Origin of the sequence: Pseudomonas sp. MYb2 (assembly GCF_002979955.1) — a bacterium.
Classification (GTDB): domain Bacteria; phylum Pseudomonadota; class Gammaproteobacteria; order Pseudomonadales; family Pseudomonadaceae; genus Aquipseudomonas.
In genome coordinates, this window is the sequence record NZ_PCQC01000025.1 from 1 (window position 1) to 18,767 (window position 18,767).

12 protein-coding genes are annotated in these 18,767 nt (G+C 59.5%); 10 read left to right on the forward strand and 2 right to left on the reverse strand.

The window, feature by feature from the left end; genetic code table 11:
• Positions 1-220: 220 nt before the first annotated feature.
• The 6 genes from recC to CQ009_RS27070 all read left to right on the forward strand — a co-directional run bounded on the left by recC (position 221) and on the right by CQ009_RS27070 (position 11,931).
• Positions 221-3,673, forward strand: a complete 3,453-nt coding sequence (gene recC, locus CQ009_RS27045) for an exodeoxyribonuclease V subunit gamma (protein ID WP_105709231.1) — start codon at positions 221-223, stop codon at positions 3,671-3,673.
• On the forward strand, positions 3,670-7,359 hold the full coding sequence (gene recB / locus CQ009_RS27050) for an exodeoxyribonuclease V subunit beta (protein WP_105709232.1): 3,690 nt from the start codon (positions 3,670-3,672) through the stop codon (positions 7,357-7,359). The genes recC and recB overlap by 4 nt, the downstream gene beginning before the upstream one ends.
• Positions 7,356-9,473: an exodeoxyribonuclease V subunit alpha gene (recD, locus tag CQ009_RS27055; RefSeq protein ID WP_105709233.1), complete on the forward strand. Its 2,118-nt coding sequence runs from the start codon at positions 7,356-7,358 to the stop codon at positions 9,471-9,473. Before recB ends, recD begins: the two co-directional genes overlap by 4 nt.
• Positions 9,474-9,591: 118 nt before the next feature.
• The gene (locus CQ009_RS27060) at positions 9,592-10,167 is read left to right on the forward strand and encodes a YfiR family protein (protein WP_105709234.1); all 576 of its coding nucleotides are present in this window, start codon (positions 9,592-9,594) and stop codon (positions 10,165-10,167) included.
• Positions 10,164-11,432, forward strand: coding sequence for a diguanylate cyclase domain-containing protein (locus CQ009_RS27065; protein WP_105709235.1), 1,269 nt, complete (start codon positions 10,164-10,166; stop codon positions 11,430-11,432). Before CQ009_RS27060 ends, CQ009_RS27065 begins: the two co-directional genes overlap by 4 nt.
• Positions 11,433-11,478: 46 nt before the next feature.
• Complete coding sequence (locus tag CQ009_RS27070) at positions 11,479-11,931, forward strand: OmpA family protein (protein WP_177330934.1); 453 nt, start codon at positions 11,479-11,481, stop codon at positions 11,929-11,931.
• On the opposite strand, the gene CQ009_RS27075 is transcribed toward CQ009_RS27070, so the two are convergent.
• The gene (locus tag CQ009_RS27075; protein WP_064387820.1) at positions 11,928-12,875 is read right to left on the reverse strand and encodes a LysR family transcriptional regulator; all 948 of its coding nucleotides are present in this window, start codon (positions 12,873-12,875) and stop codon (positions 11,928-11,930) included. The genes CQ009_RS27070 and CQ009_RS27075 overlap by 4 nt on opposite strands.
• A 149-nt stretch (positions 12,876-13,024) precedes the next feature.
• On the opposite strand from CQ009_RS27075, the gene CQ009_RS27080 reads away from it, so the two are divergent.
• Positions 13,025-14,551: a CoA-acylating methylmalonate-semialdehyde dehydrogenase gene (locus tag CQ009_RS27080; protein WP_105709236.1), complete on the forward strand. Its 1,527-nt coding sequence runs from the start codon at positions 13,025-13,027 to the stop codon at positions 14,549-14,551.
• Positions 14,552-14,561: 10 nt separating this feature from the next.
• On the forward strand, positions 14,562-15,464 hold the full coding sequence (gene mmsB / locus CQ009_RS27085) for a 3-hydroxyisobutyrate dehydrogenase (RefSeq protein WP_105709237.1): 903 nt from the start codon (positions 14,562-14,564) through the stop codon (positions 15,462-15,464).
• A 163-nt stretch (positions 15,465-15,627) separates the two neighbouring features.
• On the opposite strand, the gene CQ009_RS27090 is transcribed toward mmsB, so the two are convergent.
• Positions 15,628-15,972, reverse strand: a complete 345-nt coding sequence (locus CQ009_RS27090) for a cupin domain-containing protein (RefSeq protein ID WP_064387823.1) — start codon at positions 15,970-15,972, stop codon at positions 15,628-15,630.
• A gap of 564 nt (positions 15,973-16,536) precedes the next feature.
• Between CQ009_RS27090 and CQ009_RS27095 the strand changes: the two genes are divergently transcribed.
• On the forward strand, positions 16,537-17,508 hold the full coding sequence (locus CQ009_RS27095; protein WP_105709238.1) for a DapH/DapD/GlmU-related protein: 972 nt from the start codon (positions 16,537-16,539) through the stop codon (positions 17,506-17,508).
• A 38-nt stretch (positions 17,509-17,546) separates the two neighbouring features.
• The gene (locus CQ009_RS27100; RefSeq protein ID WP_241088805.1) at positions 17,547-18,755 is read left to right on the forward strand and encodes a hypothetical protein; all 1,209 of its coding nucleotides are present in this window, start codon (positions 17,547-17,549) and stop codon (positions 18,753-18,755) included.
• Positions 18,756-18,767 lie beyond the last annotated feature (12 nt).

An 18,767-nucleotide genomic window follows, 5' to 3' on the forward strand; every position in this document is an offset into this window, starting at 1 on the left:
AGTGAAACGATGCATCGCCGATGGTAGTGTGGGGTTTCCCCATGTGAGAGTAGGTCATCGTCAAGATTAAATTCCGAAACCCCAATTGCGAAAGCAGTTGGGGTTTTGTTTTGCCCGCAGGAAAGTTCTTACAGCATTCAAGGACGTCGTCCGGCTGTCACAACCTGCCGACAATGCTAAGGTTCTGCCCTAGCTTTTGTACTTTTCCAAGGAAGCCTTTATGCCGGACGCCCAGTCCCTCAACGCTGCATTCATGGTGGTTCAGAGCAACAGCCTGGACGAACTGCGCAGCCTTGTGATCAGCATCATGCGACGCTATCCACTGGCGCCTCTGGAAAACGAAATTGCCCTGGTGCAAAGCAACGGAATTGCCCAATGGCTTAAATTGGCTTTGGCGGAAGACCCCGAAGAGGACGATCTCGGCGGCTGCGGTATTGCCGCAGCGATTGATGTGCAACTGCCCGGCAGTTTTATGTGGCAGCTCTACCGAATGGTTCTGGGCCGAGAACAAATCCCCGCCAAATCCCTGCTCGATAAAGCACCACTGACTTGGCGCCTCATGCGCCTGCTACCTCAGGTCATCGATCGCGCACATTTCGAGCCGCTGCAACGGTTCCTCACCCACGACACTGACTTGCGCAAGCGTTACCAACTCTCCGAACGCCTGGCGGATCTCTTCGACCAATACCAGGTGTATCGGGCTGACTGGCTTGAAGACTGGGCTGAAGGGCGGCATCAGCTAAGGAATGTCAGAGGCGAGGTTAAGGCATTGCCAGCCACCAGTTGCTGGCAAGCTGAACTGTGGCGAGCATTGCTGGAGGATGTGGGTGAACAAGGCATGGCACAAAGTCGTGCCGGTGTTCATCAGCGATTCATCGAGCGCATCAACAACCTCTCGGAAGCTCCGCCAGGGCTCCCCTCGCGAGTGATCGTTTTCGGGATTTCTTCGTTGCCGGCCCAAGTCCTTGAAGCGCTGGCCGGGCTCGCGCGTTTCAGCCAGGTTCTGCTTTGTGTGCACAACCCTTGTCGTCATCACTGGGCCGATATCGTCGCCGACAAGGACTTGCTGCGCCACCAATACAAACGACAGTCCCGCAAGAGCGGAATGCCTGTTGTGCTGGATCCGGAAACGTTGCACCAACATGCGCACCCGCTCCTGGCTGCATGGGGAAAACAAGGTCGCGACTACATCAACCTGCTCGATAGCTACGACGACCCCAACAGCTACCGTGCAGCGTTTCGCGATGGTCGAATCGATCTGTTCAGCGAAACTCAGGCGCACAACCTGCTCAATCAACTTCAGGACGATATCCTGGAACTGCGCCCGCTCAACGAAACCCGTGAGCACTGGCCTGCTGTTGATCTGACAAAAGACGATTCGATCCGTTTTCACATTGCCCACAGCGCTCAGCGTGAAGTTGAAATTCTCCACGACCAGCTCTTGGCCCGTTTCAGCGCAAATCCTGATTTGCGTCCTCGGGATGTCATTGTGATGGTGCCGGAGATCGACAGCTATGCGCCGCATATCCGTGCAGTATTCGGTCAACTTGATCGTCATGATCCACGCTTCATTCCTTTCACATTGGCGGACCAGGGCCAGCGGGGCCGCGATCCGCTACTGATCGCGGTCGAGCATCTGCTCAAACTGCCGGACAGCCGTTTTCCCGTCAGTGAGATCCTCGACCTGCTCGATGTTCCCGCATTGCGTGCCCGTTTCGGCGTGGAAGAACGCGACTTGCCGACACTGCACCGCTGGATCGAAGGCGCAGGTGTCCGTTGGGGCATGAACGCCGAGCAACGCGCAGGGCTCGGCTTGCCCGATGAGCTGGAGCAGAACAGCTGGCATTTCGGTCTGCGCCGGATGTTGCTCGGTTACGCCGTTGGTAGCGCGAACGCCTGCGCGGGTATCGAACCCTATGATGAAATCGGTGGCCTGGATGCCGCATTGATCGGGCCGCTGGTGGCCTTGCTTGATGCACTGGAGCTCGCCCACCATGAGCTTACGCAGCCGGCCCAACCCAAAGAATGGGGCCAGCGACTGCAAGCGCTCATGCAACTGTTCTTCAAAGCCAGCAATGAACACGACGATTACTTGCTGACCCAACTCGAGGAGCTTCGCGAAACCTGGTTGGAGACCTGCGAAGCTGTGGGGCTGGTCGATGAGTTACCACTGACTGTCGTGCGAGAAGCCTGGCTCGCCGGGCTGGATCAAGGCCGATTGTCTCAACGCTTCCTCGCCGGCGCGGTGAACTTCTGCACGTTGATGCCGATGCGCGCCATCCCCTTCAAACTGGTTTGTTTGCTGGGCATGAATGACGGGGACTACCCCCGTGCGCAACCACCCTTGGATTTCGATCTGATGGGCAGCGACTACCGTCCGGGTGATCGCTCCCGGCGTGAAGACGACCGCTATCTGTTACTCGAAGCGTTGCTGTCTGCGCGTAATCAGCTCTACATCAGTTGGGTTGGTCGCAGCATTCGTGACAACAGCGAGCGCCCGGCGTCGGTGCTGATCGGCCAGTTGCGCGATCACCTGGCCAGCGGCTGGCGACTGCTCGACGAAAATCGGGATTTGCTGAGCGCCATGACAGAGGAGCATCCGTTGCAACCGTTCAGTGCGCGTTATTTCCATGAAGGTGATCAACTGTTCAGCTACGCCAGTGAATGGCAGGTGTTGCATCAACAGCCTGTACCGAAAAATAACGCAGAGTTACTCACGCCTTTCGTTCAGGAGGAACCGCTGAGCCTCGCTCTCTTGCAGGACTTTCTGCGTAATCCTGTACGGCATTTCTTCACGCAGCGACTCAAGGTGTATTTCGAAGCCGCCGAAGCGCCGTTGGCCGATGAAGAGCCTTTTGTGCTCGACGCATTGCAGCGTTATACGCTCAGCGACAGCCTTCTCGAAGCTGCGCTGAGGCAACCGGACAACATTGATCATGCCCTCGAGGTTCAAGCCCGCCGTCTGCAAAACAGTGGCCTGTTGCCGATGGCTGGCTTCGGCGAATGTTTACAGCGAGAACTGATCGAACCGCTCCCGGACCTGTTGCAGCGTTATCAACAACTACTGACGTTATGGCCGACACCGCTGACCAGTGCGATCCCGATCAGCCTCGATTTACAGGGTTTGCGCCTGGAAGGCTGGCTTTCAGGCCTGCATCAGCGCGCCGATGGTGGTGTGTTGTCGGTCACGACCATTCCCAACAGCATCGGCTCGATCAAAAGTCGCAAATGGCATCGATTGACCAAGCCGTGGGTCAATCATCTGGTCGCCTGCGCCTGCGGGCTTTCGTTGACCACAGCGTTGGTCGCCAGTGACGACACCTTGCTGCTTGAGCCGATGGAGCAAGAGCGAGCGCTGCGTTTCCTTGGCGATGTGCTGCTCGCCTGGCAGGCCGGTATGCGCCAGCCATTACCGATCGCCGTCAAAACCGCATTCGCCTGGCTGTCCCAGACCGATCCACTCAAGGCCGAAGCGGCCGCGCGTAAAGCCTACGAAGGTGATGGCCAGACCAGTGAAGGCGAGCGTCGCGAAAGTCCGGCGTTGTCCCGGCAATATGCCGACTTCGATGCGCTGCTCGCGGACGAAACATTCTCCGGCTGGTGCGACGCCTTGTACCGTCCATTGCTTGAAGCCCCTTGGCGCTCATTGTCCAGTGATGGGGCACGCGCATGAGTACAAAAACTCCACTTGCCTTGGCATTCCCCCTGCGTGGCAGCCAGTTGATCGAAGCGAGTGCCGGTACCGGCAAGACCTTCACTATCTCAGCACTTTATCTGCGCCTGATCCTGGGGCACGGAGGCGAAGCCAACAGCTTCGGTCGTGAGCTTTTGCCGCCGCAAATTCTCGTAGTGACATTCACCGACGCGGCGACCAAAGAACTGCGCGAACGGATTCGTACGCGACTGGCCGAGGCCGCACGATTCTTTCGTGACGAGATGGCGGCCCCTGACGGATTGATCGCAGAACTGCGCGATCAATTCGTCCCGCAGCAATGGCCCGGTTGCGCCAATCGTCTCGATATTGCCGCACAATGGATGGACGAAGCCGCCGTTTCGACCATCCACAGTTGGTGTCAGCGCATGCTGCGTGAGCATGCGTTCGACAGCGGCAGTCTGTTCACCCAATCCCTGGAAACCGATCACAGCGACCTGCTTGGTGAAGTGTTACGCGATTACTGGCGGCTGTTTTGTTACCCGATGCAGGGTGATGCGCTCAATTGGGTTCGCAGCAATTGGGGCGGTCCTGCGGCATTGTTGCCGCGTGTCCGCGGCTTGTTCGCCAGTGAGCGTGACAGCGATGAAGGTAAGGCACCTGCTCAGCTTATCGAAGAGTGCCTGCAAGAACGCCGCGCTGCATTGATCGAACTGAAAATGCCGTGGCGCCAATGGGCAGACGAGTTGCTCGCCATCTGTCATCAAGGTGTTGCCAGCAAGACTGTCGATGGTCGCAAGATGCAAGCGCGTTACTTTGAACCGTGGTTCGAGAAGCTCAAGGCCTGGGCCGAAGACGAGGCCATGGAGCAACTGGACATCGGCACCGGCTTCACTCGACTGACTCCCGACGGCATGGCTGAGGCCTGGAAAGGCCAGGCCCCCAGTCATCCTGGGCTGGACGCCATGCACGGGCTCAAATCCAGTCTCGATGCATTGCCCACCCCCGACGCCGCTGTCCTGCAACACGCCGCCAAATGGGTCGGTGCGCGTTTCGAAGAAGAAAAACGCCGACGCGCCGAAATGGGTTTCGACGACATGCTGTTGCGTTTGGATGCCGCACTGCAATCCGAAGGAGGAGAGCGTCTTGCGATCTTGATTCGCGAGCAGTTTCCGGTCGCGCTGATCGACGAATTCCAGGACACCGATCCGGTGCAGTACCGGATTTTCGAGACGATCTATCGGATCGAAGAAAACAATCCAGACACCGGGCTGTTTCTGATCGGCGACCCGAAACAGGCGATCTATGCTTTTCGCGGTGCGGACATCTACACCTATTTGCGTGCGCGTCAGGCTACCAGCGGCCGCTTGCATACGCTCGGCACCAACTTCCGCTCCAGTCACGGCATGGTCAACGCGGTCAACCATGTATTCCAACGCGCCGAGTCCCGAGAGCAGGGACGCGGCGCGTTTTTGTTTCGGGAAAAAAATGGTGCTAACCCGGTGCCGTTTCTCCCTGTCGAGTCTCAGGGGCGCAAGGAAAAACTTCAGGTTGCCGGGCAAGACGTCGCAGCGCTGAATGTCTGGCTGTTGCCCAGCGATCAGCCATTGTCAGGCGCGGTCTATCGCCAACAATTGGCGGGCGCCTGTGCCAGTGAGATCACTGCGTTGCTCAATGGCGGGCAAAGCGCCAGTGCGGGATTCACCCAGGATGGTAAGGACTTCAGAGGCCTGCGCCCCTCGGACATCGCGATCCTCGTTCGTGACGGTAAAGAAGCCCAGGCCGTGCGCAGTGAGCTCGCCAGTCGTGGTGTGCGCAGCGTTTATCTGTCGGACAAGGACTCGGTGTTCGCCGCTCAGGAGGCCCACGACCTGTTGTCGTGGCTCAAGGCCTGTGCCGAACCGGATGTCGAACGCTCGCTGAAAGCCGCGCTGGCCTGCATCACCCTGAACCTGCCCCTGGTTGAGCTGGAACGGCTGAATCAGGACGAGTTGGTCTGGGAAACCCGCGTCATGCAGTTTCGTGGTTACCGCGAACTGTGGCGCAAGCATGGCGTACTGCCGATGCTCCGACGTCTGTTGCACGACTTCCAATTGCCGCAGACCTTGATGGCGCGCAGCGATGGCGAGCGGGTACTGACCAACCTTTTGCACCTCTCGGAACTGATGCAGCAAGCCGCCGCTGAACTGGATGGCGAGCAAGCGCTGATCCGCCATCTGGCCGAGCTTCTGGCGTTGTCGGGGCAGGCCGGCGAAGAGCAGATCCTGCGTCTGGAAAGCGACGAGCAACTGGTCAAGGTGGTGACCATTCACAAGTCGAAAGGGCTCGAGTATCCCCTGGTGTTCCTGCCATTCATCTGCTCGGCAAAACCGGTCGACGGCAGCCGATTGCCGCTGCATTACCACGACGCTTCGGGCAAGGCCCAAGTGAGCCTCAAGCCAACCGCCGAATTGATTGCGCAAGCGGATGAAGAGCGCCTCGCCGAGGATCTGCGTTTGCTGTATGTCGCCCTGACCCGCGCGCAACATGCCTGCTGGCTGGGCGTGACGGATCTCAAGCGCGGCAATAACAACAGCTCGGTGCTGCACCTTTCTGCGTTGGGTTATCTGCTGGGCGGTGGCGCGTCTCTGGGGGAATCCAGCGGACTCGACCGTTGGCTGCGAGATCTGCAGCAGGACTGCGCGGCAATCAGCATCGCAGAAACACCGCAGCCCTCCGATGAACACTACCGGCCGCCGCGCAACGAAGCCGTCCTCAGTGCCACGCTATTGCCCAAGCGCAAGGCCAGTGAAAACTGGTGGATCGCCTCCTACAGCGCGCTGCGCATCAGCGATGTGCTGAGTGTCGGCAGCGATGAAGCTCCGGACAGTCCGCAAGCGCAAAAGCTGTTCGATGACGAGCGCCTCGACCCGGACGCACCACGGGAAATCATTGCTGGCGGCGCTGATATTCACCGCTTCCCCCGAGGTCCGAATCCAGGAACGTTTCTCCACGGTTTACTGGAGTGGGCCGGAGACGATGGCTTCGCGGTGTCTCGCGAGGCGCTGGAAGATGCGATTGCTCGTCGCTGCAACTTGCGTGGCTGGGAAGGCTGGATCCTCACCCTCAGTGACTGGCTGCAGCACCTGCTTAAATCGCCATTGCCAATTGATGGCGGGCAGCCGCCGGTGATTCTCGAGCAACTCAAGCAGTACCGCGTCGAGATGGAGTTCTGGTTCGCCAGCCATAAAGTCGATGTGCTCAAACTTGACGAACTGGTGCGCCAGTACACGCACAATGGCGTCGCCCGTGTTGCGGCAGAACCAGTACAACTCAACGGCATGTTTAAAGGCTTCATCGACCTGACCTTTGAACACGATGGCCGTTATTACGTGGCTGATTACAAATCCAACTGGCTGGGCGTGGATGATCTGGCCTACACCGCGCAAGCCATGGAACAGTCGATCCTCGACAATCGCTACGACCTGCAATACGTATTGTACCTGTTGGCGCTGCATCGCCAGCTCAAGGCGCGGCTAGCGGAATACGATTACGACCGGCACATCGGTGGCGCGCTGTATATGTTCCTGCGTGGCACCCGTGCAGACAGTCGCGGTGTTTACTTTGCCCGTCCGCCGCGCGAGTTGATCGAGCGGCTGGACCGGATGTTCCAGGGTAAACCCGAACCCAAGGCCGAACCCGCATGGGAACAGGGAGTCCTCCTATGAGCCGCACTTTTGCTGATCTGTTGCCGACCCCGTTGGCGGCCGATAGCCTGTCGAAACTTGCGCCGCTGACCAGCGCCGATGATTTGCTGCTGTTACTCACCCGCTGGGTCGAGCGGGGCTGGTTGCGTGCGCTGGACAAGGCGTTCGTCGCATTTCTTCACGAGCTTGAGCCGGGCACCGATCCGTTGGTGTTGCTCGCTGCCGCACTGACCAGTCACCAGTTGGGCCACGGCCACGTGTGTCTGGATCTGTTCGAAACACTCAAGGCCCCGGATTTTGCTCTGTCGTTGCCGCCCGAGGGTGATGTGCAGGGCGGCGTGTTGCTGTTGCCCTCGCAACTGCTTGAAGCGCTCGACGGCGTGCATTGGTGCAAGACGCTGGCCGGAAGTGGTCTGGTCGCGCTGGCGGCCGATACCCGAGAAGCGGCGCAGCAGCGGCCATTGGTGTTGGCCGGGAAACGTCTGTATCTGCGACGTTACTGGGCTTACGAACGGCGCATCGACGCGGCGTTGCGCCAGCGTTTGGCACAAACTGAGGCAACCCCGGAGGATCTGCCGCAGCGGTTGAATGAATTGTTCGGATCGGCCCGCTCCGGCGAGGTGATCGACTGGCAGAAGCTCGCCTGCGCCCTTGCCACTCGCAGTGCTTTCAGCATTGTCACTGGCGGCCCGGGTACCGGCAAAACGACGACGGTGGTACGCCTGCTCGCGCTGCTTCAAGCGCCGGCGGTTGAGGCGGGTCACCCGCTGCGCATTCGTCTCGCGGCACCGACAGGCAAAGCGGCGGCGCGACTGACCGAGTCCATTAGTCAGCAAGTGCAATCGCTGAAAGTTGCCGAAGAGGTGCGCGCGAAAATCCCCTGCGACGTGACCACCGTGCACCGTTTGCTCGGCAGTCGCCCCGGTACGCGACACTTCCGCCACCACGCCGGCAACCGCTTGCCGCTGGATGTGCTGGTGGTCGACGAAGCGTCAATGATCGATCTGGAAATGATGGCCAACCTGCTCGACGCGTTGCCGGCCCATGCGCGACTGGTGCTGCTCGGTGACAAGGATCAACTCGCTTCCGTGGAAGCCGGCGCGGTTCTTGGTGATCTGTGTCGTGACGCCGAGCAGGGCTGGTACAACCCGCAAACCCGTCACTGGCTGGAATTTGTCAGCGGTGAATCGTTGCAAGACAGCGGCCTGCACGAGGACATCGACGGCACCCATCCACTGGCGCAACAAGTGGTGATGCTGCGCCACTCGCGACGTTTTGGCGAGGGCAGTGGCATCGGTCAGCTCGCGCGGCGGGTCAATCAGCAGCTACCGCTTGAAGCGCGTCAGCTGCTGGACAGCGGGCACTATAAAGATGTGTTTGCGGTAAAACTGCCCAAGGGTGAACACGATCCCAAGCTCGAACGACTGGCGCTTGACGGCCACGGCGATGGCAACGGACCGCAAGGCTATCGGCACTATCTGAGCGTGCTGCGCAATCAGCGTCCGTCGCCCGACAGACCGCTGGAACATCCAGACTGGACCCACTGGGCGCGTGACGTCTTGCAGGCCTTCGACACCTTCCAGCTGTTGTGTGCCGTGCGCAAAGGAGCATGGGGCGTTGAGGGCCTGAATCTGCGCATCACCGCCGCGTTGCTCAAGGCACGCCTGATCGACAACGATCAGCAATGGTACGAAGGTCGCCCGGTACTGATGACCCGCAATGACTATGGTCTGGGTCTGATGAACGGCGACATCGGCATCGCCCTCAAGCTACCCGAGCGCGACGGGCCGGATGCCGGCAAGCCGCTGCTGCGCGTAGCCTTCCCGCGTAACGATGGCCAGGGCGGTGTGCGTTTCGTATTGCCGAGTCGGCTCAACGACGTGGAAACCGTCTACGCAATGACGGTGCACAAGTCGCAGGGCTCGGAGTTCGCCCACACCGCGCTGATCCTTCCGGATGCCTTGAACCCGGTGCTGACCAAGGAACTGATCTACACCGGCATCACCCGCGCGAAACACTGGTTCACCCTGATCGAGCCGCGTACCGAGGTGTTTGAAGAGGCCGTACAACGCAAGGTCAAGCGTCTCAGCGGACTGATGCTGGAACTGGAAGAGGGCAGCGCGCCTCACGGGTGAAAATCCAGACGTCGAACGGCGTTTATTGACCAACCGGTCAGGGCCACCGCCTCGCTGGTGTTGCACCGCTGTGCTATCGTTGCGGCATCATTTCGCTACGATCCAAGAGAATCCCTGCATGAAGGTGTCTGTCTGGGCGACAGAGCGCGCGGTTCGCTGCAAGTACGCGTTGCTTGTCGGTCTGCTCTGGCTGTTGACGGGCGTGGCCGTCGCGCAAGCGCAAAAGCCGACGGGCATGGCTGAGCAACGCGCGCAGTCGGTCACTCAAGTGGTTCTCGGCATCCTCAGTTACGCTCGCTGGCCGGTGGAGCCTGCGCAACTGCGCCTGTGCATCGTCGGCCCTACCGAATACACCGATGATCTGGTCAAAGGCACCACGCAGGCCACTGGCCGACCGGTCATCGTGCGCCGCTTGCTGGCGGACAATCCGGCGATCGTCAGCGAGTGCGATGCGGTCTATATCGGCAAACTGACAGCGGATGAGCGCAGTCGTCTTTTCGAATCGTTGATTGGCCATCCGGTGCTGAGCATCAGCGAAGGTGACGATCAGTGCACGGTTGGCAGCCTGTTCTGCCTGCGCGTCGGCGATGAGCAGGTGTCTTTCGAGGTCAACCTCGACTCGGTTGCCCGCAGCGGCGTACGCATTCATCCAAGCGTGCTGCAATTGTCGCGTCGCAAGCCGGCGGCACCATGAAACTGTTCAGATCGAATAGCCGCCCAACGCTGGGTTCAGTCATTGGCCGAGGGCATTTGACGGTCGCGCTGGTGGGCGTGGCGATGGCCAGCGTTTCGCTGACGTTACTCGGCGTGCTGGCATTACGGGTTTATGCCGATCACAACCTGCATTTGATCGCCCGTTCGATCAGCTACACCGTCGAAGCTGCGGTGGTGTTCAACGACAAGACGGCCGCCAATGAATCGCTGGCGCTGATTGCTTCTGCCGAAGAGGTCGCTGACGCCCAGGTGCTGAACAGCCAGGGACAAGTGCTCGCGCATTGGCAACGCCCGGAAAACGGTTTGTTCTCTGAGCTGGAAATGCAGATCACCCGCGCCCTTCTGGAAAAACCCATCAGCCTGCCGATCGAGCATCAGGACCGTGAAATCGGTCGTGTGCTGCTTACCGGCCATGGTGGCAGCCTGATGCGCTTTCTGCTCAGCGGTCTGGCGGGGATCATCCTCTGCACCGCGATCAGCGCCTGGGTTGCGCTCTACCTGGCGCGTCGCCAGCTACGCGCGATCACCGGTCCTCTGCGCAGTCTGGCCAATGTGGCCCACGCCGCCCGCAGCGAACGGGCACTGGATCGGCGCGTGCCGCCGGCACAGATCGCCGAACTCGACAACCTCGGCAACGACTTCAATGCTTTGCTCGATGAGCTCGAGTCCTGGCAGAGCCATCTGCAAAGCGAAAACGAAAGCCTCGCGCATCAAGCCAGCCATGACAGCCTCACCGGTCTGCCGAACCGTGCGTTTTTCGAGGGGCGCTTGATTCGTGCCTTGCGCAACGCCGGCAAACTCAATGAGCGAGTGGCCGTGCTGTTTCTCGACAGTGATCGCTTCAAAGGCATCAACGATAACTTCGGCCATGCTGCCGGCGATGCGGTGTTGGTGGCCATCGCCAATCGCGTTCGCGCGCAATTGCGTGAAGAAGATCTGGTGGCGCGGCTGGGCGGCGATGAGTTCGCCGTATTGCTCACGCCCCTGCACAAGATCGAAGACGCCGAGCGTATTGCCGACAAGATCCTCGCCAGCATGGACATGCCCATCGCGCTGCCGGGCGACACCCGTGTCGTGACCTCGCTCAGTATCGGCATCGCGGTTTTCCCGGATCATGGCGCCACCCCCGGCGGCCTGCTCAATGCCGCCGATGCGGCGATGTATCAGGCCAAACGCCTGTCGCGTGGCGCTCAATTCACGGCTGGGTCGGAGCACCCGGCCGATCCCGTTCAAACCAGGAGCTAATCCCGTGTTCACACTTCCAATCCGACTGTTTTCCGCGTTGCTGTTGATGGCCGCACTGATATTGAGCGGTTGCCAGACGGCCCCGCAAAAAGGCCTGACCCCGGCGCAAGTCGCCGTGCTCAAACAACAAGGTTTCGAACTGACCGATGAAGGCTGGGAGTTTGGCCTGTCCGGTAAAGTGCTGTTCGGCAGCGACGTCGAAAGCCTCAATAAAGAAAGTACCGAGATCGTCGAACGCATCGGCAAGGCCTTGGTGGGCGTTGGCATCGAGCGCGTGCGGGTCGATGGCCATACCGACGCGTCAGGCAAGGAAACCTACAACCAGCAATTGTCACTGCGCCGCGCCAAGAGCGTTGCCAACGTACTCGGCACGGTCGGCATGAAGCAGGAAAACATCCAGCTGCAAGGCCTCGGCAGCAAAGAGCCGGTGGCGTCCAACAGCACGGCAGCGGGACGCACCGAGAATCGCCGAGTGGCGATCGTGGTCAGCAACGACTAATCGGCGAACTGCATTTCGCCGGTTTCACCCATCAACAGCGCCTGATTGCGCTCGGTCACCTCGCGGATGTAATCCCACAACAGGGTGATCCGCTTGAGCTTCCTCAGGTCCTCGCGGCAGTACATCCAGAACTGTCGGGTAATGTCGATCTCCTCCGGCAACACTGGCAGCAGGCGCGGATCCTGCGCGGCGAGGAAACACGGCAGAATCGCCAGCGAGCGCCCTTGCTGCGCCGCGACGAATTGCGCGATCACGCTGGTGCTGCGCAAGTTGGCGCTTGCGCCAGGCAACACGTTCGCCAAGTAGAGCAGCTCCGAGCTGAACGCCAGATCATCCACATAACTGATGAATTGATGCTTGCCCAAGTCTGCCGGGCGGCGGATCGGTGGGTGTTTGTCGAGATAGTCCTGGGTCGCGTAGAGCTGCAAGCGGTAGTCGCAGAGCTTGCAGCAGACGTACGGCCCATGCTCCGGGCGCTCCAGCGCGATAACGATGTCGGCCTCGCGCTTGGACAGGCTGATGAAGTGCGGCAGCGGCAGGATGTCCACCGAGATCGCCGGGTAGGCGTCGACGAAATGGCTCAGTTGCGGGGTGATGAAAAAACTGCCGAAACCTTCGGTGCAGCCCATGCGCACATGCCCGGACAGAGCCACGCCAGAGCCTGAAACCTGCTCGCACGCCATGTGCAATGTGCTTTCAATCGACTCGGCATAACCGAGCAAACGCTGACCTTCGGCGGTCAGCACGAAACCGCTGGTGCGCGACTTTTCAAACAACAACGTGCCGAGCGCCGCTTCCAGTGAACTGATTCGCCGTGACACCGTGGTGTAGTCGACGGCCAAGCGTTTGGCAGCAGTGCTGGCCTTACGGGTACGGGCGACTTCGAGAAAAAACTTGAGGTCGTCCCAGTTCAGCGAGCCTAGGGAGGTGATGTTTTTTTGCATGATGGACGGGCTTATATGTGCGTTCTTATTAGAAGTTTGCACATCTATACTCCAAAAACAGTCCGACAACCAATTCGTGACACACGCCTCATCTCAAGGCGAACCCTTCGCCTTGGCTCCTACGATAAAAACAAGTTTCGGAGACCAGCATGAACGCATCGCTTACGCCCAACGAAACCACGCTGCAGAAGGTCAAGCTGCTGATCGACGGCGAATGGGTCGAATCGCAGACCACCGAATGGCACGACATCGTCAACCCGGCGACCCAGCAAGTGCTGGCGAAAGTCCCGTTCGCCACCGCCGCTGAAGTCGACGCCGCCGTCAGCGCCGCCCAGCGTGCGTTCCAGACCTGGAAACTGACCCCGATCGGTGCGCGCATGCGCATCATGCTCAAGCTGCAAGCGCTGATCCGCGAACACTCCAAACGCATCGCTATCGTCCTGAGTGCCGAGCAAGGCAAAACCATTGCTGACGCCGAGGGCGACATTTTCCGTGGGCTGGAAGTGGTCGAGCACGCGTGCTCCATCGGCACGCTGCAGATGGGCGAGTTCGCCGAGAACGTCGCCGGCGGTGTTGATACCTACACCTTGCGCCAGCCGATCGGCGTGTGCGCCGGCATCACCCCGTTTAACTTCCCGGCGATGATTCCGCTGTGGATGTTCCCGATGGCGATTGCCTGCGGCAACACTTTCGTCCTGAAACCTTCGGAACAGGATCCGCTGTCGACCATGTTGCTGGTGGAACTGGCAGTCGAGGCGGGCGTTCCGGCGGGCGTGTTGAACGTGGTTCACGGCGGCAAAGACGTGGTCGATGGCCTGTGCACGCACAAGGACATCAAAGCAGTGTCGTTCGTCGGTTCGACGGCGGTCGGCACTCACGTTTACGATTTGGCGGGTAAACACGGCAAACGCGTGCAATCGATGATGGGCGCGAAGAACCACGCTGTGGTGCTGGCCGATGCCAATCGTGAGCAAGCGCTGAATGCCTTGGTCGGTGCCGGTTTCGGTGCGGCCGGGCAACGTTGCATGGCCACCTCGGTGGTGGTGCTGGTTGGCGCGGCGAAACAATGGCTGCCGGACCTGAAAGCGCTGGCGCAGAAGCTCACCGTCAACGCCGGCAACGAGCCGGGCACCGATGTCGGCCCGGTGATCTCGAAGAAAGCCAAGGCGCGAATTCTCGACCTGATCGAAAGCGGCATCAAGGAAGGCGCCAAGCTGGAACTGGACGGTCGTGACATCAAGGTGCCGGGCTACGAGCAAGGCAACTTTGTCGGCCCGACCCTGTTCTCGGGCGTGACCACCGACATGCAGATCTACACCCAGGAAATCTTCGGCCCGGTGCTGGTGGTGCTGGAAGTCGACACCCTCGATCAGGCCATCGCCCTGGTCAACGCCAACCCGTTCGGCAACGGCACTGGCCTGTTCACCCAGAGCGGTGCGGCGGCGCGCAAATTCCAGACGGAAATCGACGTCGGTCAGGTCGGCATCAACATCCCGATTCCAGTGCCGGTGCCGTTCTTCAGCTTCACCGGTTCGCGCGGTTCGAAACTCGGCGACCTCGGCCCGTACGGCAAGCAAGTGGTGCAGTTCTACACGCAGACCAAAACGGTCACGGCACGCTGGTTCGATGACGACAGCGTCAACGACGGCGTGAACACAACCATCAATCTGCGCTGAGGAATCGGCCATGAAAATCGCATTTATCGGTCTGGGCAACATGGGCGCGCCGATGGCGCGCAACCTGATCAAGGCTGGCCATTCGCTGAACCTGGTCGACCTGAACAAAACCGTGCTGGCGGAACTCGAGCAACTGGGCGGCAGCATTCGCGCTTCGGCGCGTGAGGCGGCCGAGGATGCCGAACTGGTGATCACCATGCTCCCGGCGGCTGTGCATGTGCGTAGCGTCTGGCTGGGTGAGGACGGTGTGCTCGCGGGCATCGGCAAAGGCGTGCCGGCGGTGGATTGCAGCACTATCGATCCACAGACCGCCCGCGATGTGGCCGCGGCGGCGAGCAAACAAGGCGTGGCGATGGCTGACGCACCGGTCTCTGGCGGCACCGGCGGTGCGACCGCTGGCACCCTGACCTTCATGGTCGGCGCCACCCCGGAACTGTTCGCCACCCTGCAACCGGTGCTCGCGCAGATGGGCCGCAACATCGTGCATTGCGGTGAGGTCGGCACCGGGCAGATCGCCAAGATCTGCAACAACCTGCTGCTGGCGATCTCGATGGTCGGCGTCAGTGAGGCCATGGCACTGGGTGATGCATTGGGTATCGATACGACAGTGCTGGCCGGGATCATCAACAGCTCGACCGGACGATGCTGGAGCTCGGAAATGTACAACCCATGGCCGGGCATCGTCGAAACGGCGCCGGCTTCGCGCGGCTATACCGGTGGATTCGGTGCGGAATTGATGCTCAAGGATTTGGGTTTGGCGACGGAAGCGGCGCGTCAGGCGCATCAGCCGGTGGTGCTCGGCGCGGTGGCGCAACAGCTTTATCAGGCGATGAGTCAGCGCGGGGATGGCGGGAAGGATTTCTCGGCGATCATCAACAGCTATCGCAAGCCTGCAATAGAAGGGCAGCGTTGAACAAACTGTGGGAGCGAGCCTGCTCGCGATGACGGCGGTAACTTCAACACTGAGGTGACTGACCGTGCGCTTTCGCGAGCAGGCTCGCTCCCACAGGAGGATTGCGTATATCAGACATTGTTTGCCGGGAAATCACGTCGGGTGATCTCCCGGCTTTTTTGCATCAGGCAAACACGAAATACTTGCGCACGGTCTCGACCACTTCCCAGGTGCCTTTCATCCCCGGCTCAATCACAAAGATGTCGCCAGCGCGCAAGTGAATCGGCGCCATGCCGTCCGGCGTGATCACGCAGTAGCCTTCCTGGAAATGGCAATACTCCCACTTCACATATTCCACGCGCCACTTGCCGGGTGTGCAGATCCACGTGCCCATGATCTTGTTGCCGTCTTCGCTGGTGTAGGCGTTGAGATTGACGGTGTGCGGGTCGCCTTCGAGTTTTTCCCACTTGCAGGCGTCAAGTACCGGAAGGGGATGGGTGTCACGCAGAACGGTGATGGGGGCGGACATGAAGGCTCCAGGCAAATGACGGATTGAACCGCCAACTTAGCGTCTGCTGAAACGGCCGGGATGTCTGAGGTCGACCTCCTGATGCCTGTGAGCGCTTAGCAGCAACACTCTCGTAACATCGAGCGTTGCACCATTGCCGTGCATATATGACGGTTTTAATACAGTCATGCCCCATAAAAGTTCAATGAATTTTTAGACTAAAACGAGATAACCGTTCTGACACCTATTGCAAAATAAAATCGTCTGTACTATAACATTCGTACTAAAGGACATTCCCACCCAGATGGAGTTACACCTGAGTCACGGACAGACTTGAATTGGTTTTTTCTCACGCAGACGACTGACTTGGCCATTGGCGCAAGCGTTGACTTCTACCTGTCGTTAATGAGCACTGGTAGTTAAATGGAACATTCAGTTAATAGTTGCGCGGACGCAATGTCCTGCGTGCTTTGCGTGAGCTTTAAATAAACAATTAACGATTAGTTCGCATCGATTGACTGCGTGCGCGGGATATCTTTGTGCGTCAAATCACTTGTGCTTGGCATCATGGAATGAGGCTGGATTGTGGACGACGTAAACGTAATTGAAGTTTCGACGACAGTGGACAGTGGCAGCGTACTTGGCCGCCATGTCTGGGTGCGCGCTGGCACTCGTCTACAAAATGTCCAGGTCGGTGATGACTGTTTTATCGGTTTTCGCTGCGATGTGCAGTTTGCCGCAATCGGCACTTCCAGCATGTTGGCCACGGGTGTGCACTGCATGGGCACCGCGCAGGCGCCGATCCGGATTGCCGAGAACGTCTGGCTGGGTGCCAAGGTGACTGTTAACGAGGGAGTCAGCATTGGTGCAGGTGCAGTGATCGCCGCCGGTGCGCTGGTCACGGCAGATGTGCCGGCTGACGCCATCATGGTGGGGCGCCCGGCGCGCTTCATCGGCTGGCGCTCGGTGGTCGAGGATGGCCGCCCAAGCCCGGAACAGGTGCTGGCAAAAGTCCGTGAAAGAGCTCGCTCGGGCTTGCCGTCGATGCTTGATCGCTCAACGCAATCGGTGGCCAGGTTGAAATCGTTGAACCCTGAAACCGCTACGTGGGAGATCAGCGACGAAGCGTTGATCGACGCGGAATTACGCGGTGGTGCGTCGGTGGAAATCGCCCGCGATTGCATTCTGATCGGGCGCAGCAGCCGTCAGGGCGGGATGTCGCAACTGGGCGGTATCGAACTCGGCACGGGTGTCCGGCTCGGTGAAGGCGTGGTCATCGAAGCCGCTGGCGGCGTATCGATCGGCGCGTTCAGCGAGGTGGCGGCGGGCGTCACGATTGTGGCTTCAACTCACGATCATTCATTTCGCTCGTTGCCTTGGGAAGAGGCTCCCGTACGGATAGGAAGTCGTTGCGTCATCGGTGAGGGCGCGCTCTTGGTTGGTCCACTGAGTGTTGGTGATGGTGCGGTTATAAAACCACACTCGGTGGTTATAAGGGATGTATTGGAAAACACTGTGGTTCATGGCGTTGTTCAACTAATGGAGATTCAAGAATGATTTTGTTTGCCCCAAATCCGACAGGTTCCGGTCATAACATGCGTGCGCTTTCCATCGCTCAGGCGATAAAAAAGCAAAGCCCGAATATGCCGCTGACTGTGGCGCTGGCTTCTTTGCAGCCGACATTCACGCCGCTGTTCGAACAGTCCGGTATTGAAGTGGTAGATATTGCCGGTCGCCTGGTTGATTACTCGAAAAAGAGTAACTTGTCGAAAGAACTCGACTGGGCCAATTATATCGGCGGTTATATCGCCAATACCTTTTTGTCCGGTGAGCGAATCCTTTCCTACCTGGCGCTGATTGCCGAATACAAACCGACCGTGCTGGTCTCGGACTACAACATGGCGGCCTGTCTGGCGGCGATTTTCAGCGGTACGCCGCTGGTGTTCGTCACCGAACGCTATGACTTCACCCTCTGCCAGCTGGAAGACCATGACCTGGCCGACGGCGGTTTCGAGGTCAATGCGCTGGAAATGGCCCGGGCCCGCACCGCACTGCACAGCCAGTTCAACTGGATGATCAACCAGAGCCAATTGGTGCTGACTGACAAGCCGTACGTGGCTTCTCTGGATCACGGCACGCCGGTCGCCGAAGCGCTGCTCAGCGGCAAGGCGCACTTTGTCGGGCCGATGATTCGCGACATCAATGTGCAGAGCGGCCTGAACGTGCGCGAGCAACTGAACCTTGGCGATTCGCCGTTCATTGTCGCGTCGATCAGCGGCACCACTATGTTTGCGCAAAACAAGGATGCGCTGCTCGCCGCTTATCTCGACAGCTTCCGGATCCTGCGTGAACGCAATCCGGAACTGAAACTGGTGCTGTTGGGGCGTCAGGATATCCAGGCGCAGGACGGTGTGGTTTGCGTGCCGTATTACCCGGACTGGATGGGCCTGCTGCGCGAGGCCGAACTGCTGATTTCGGCTCCGGGATGGATCACCGTGACGGAAATCGCCGCATTGCATATTCCGACCCTGTTCGTGCTGCCATCGAAGTCGGAATACCACGAACTTGAAGCGCTGCGCCGCCTGGAGCTGCTCGGTTTCCCGACTCACCTGGGGCACGACCGTGACCGTATCGTCGAACTGGTGCAAAACGAACTGGAGAAAGACACCCGGTCGCCGGCGTACTACGCGCCCCATCGACAAGTGGCGGCACCGGACGGCGAAGGCGCGGTACGCGCGGCGACCCGTATCATCGAATTGTGCAACGGCACGGTTTTGCCGCTGACCGAAAGCAAAGCGGCTTAACCTCACGGAAGA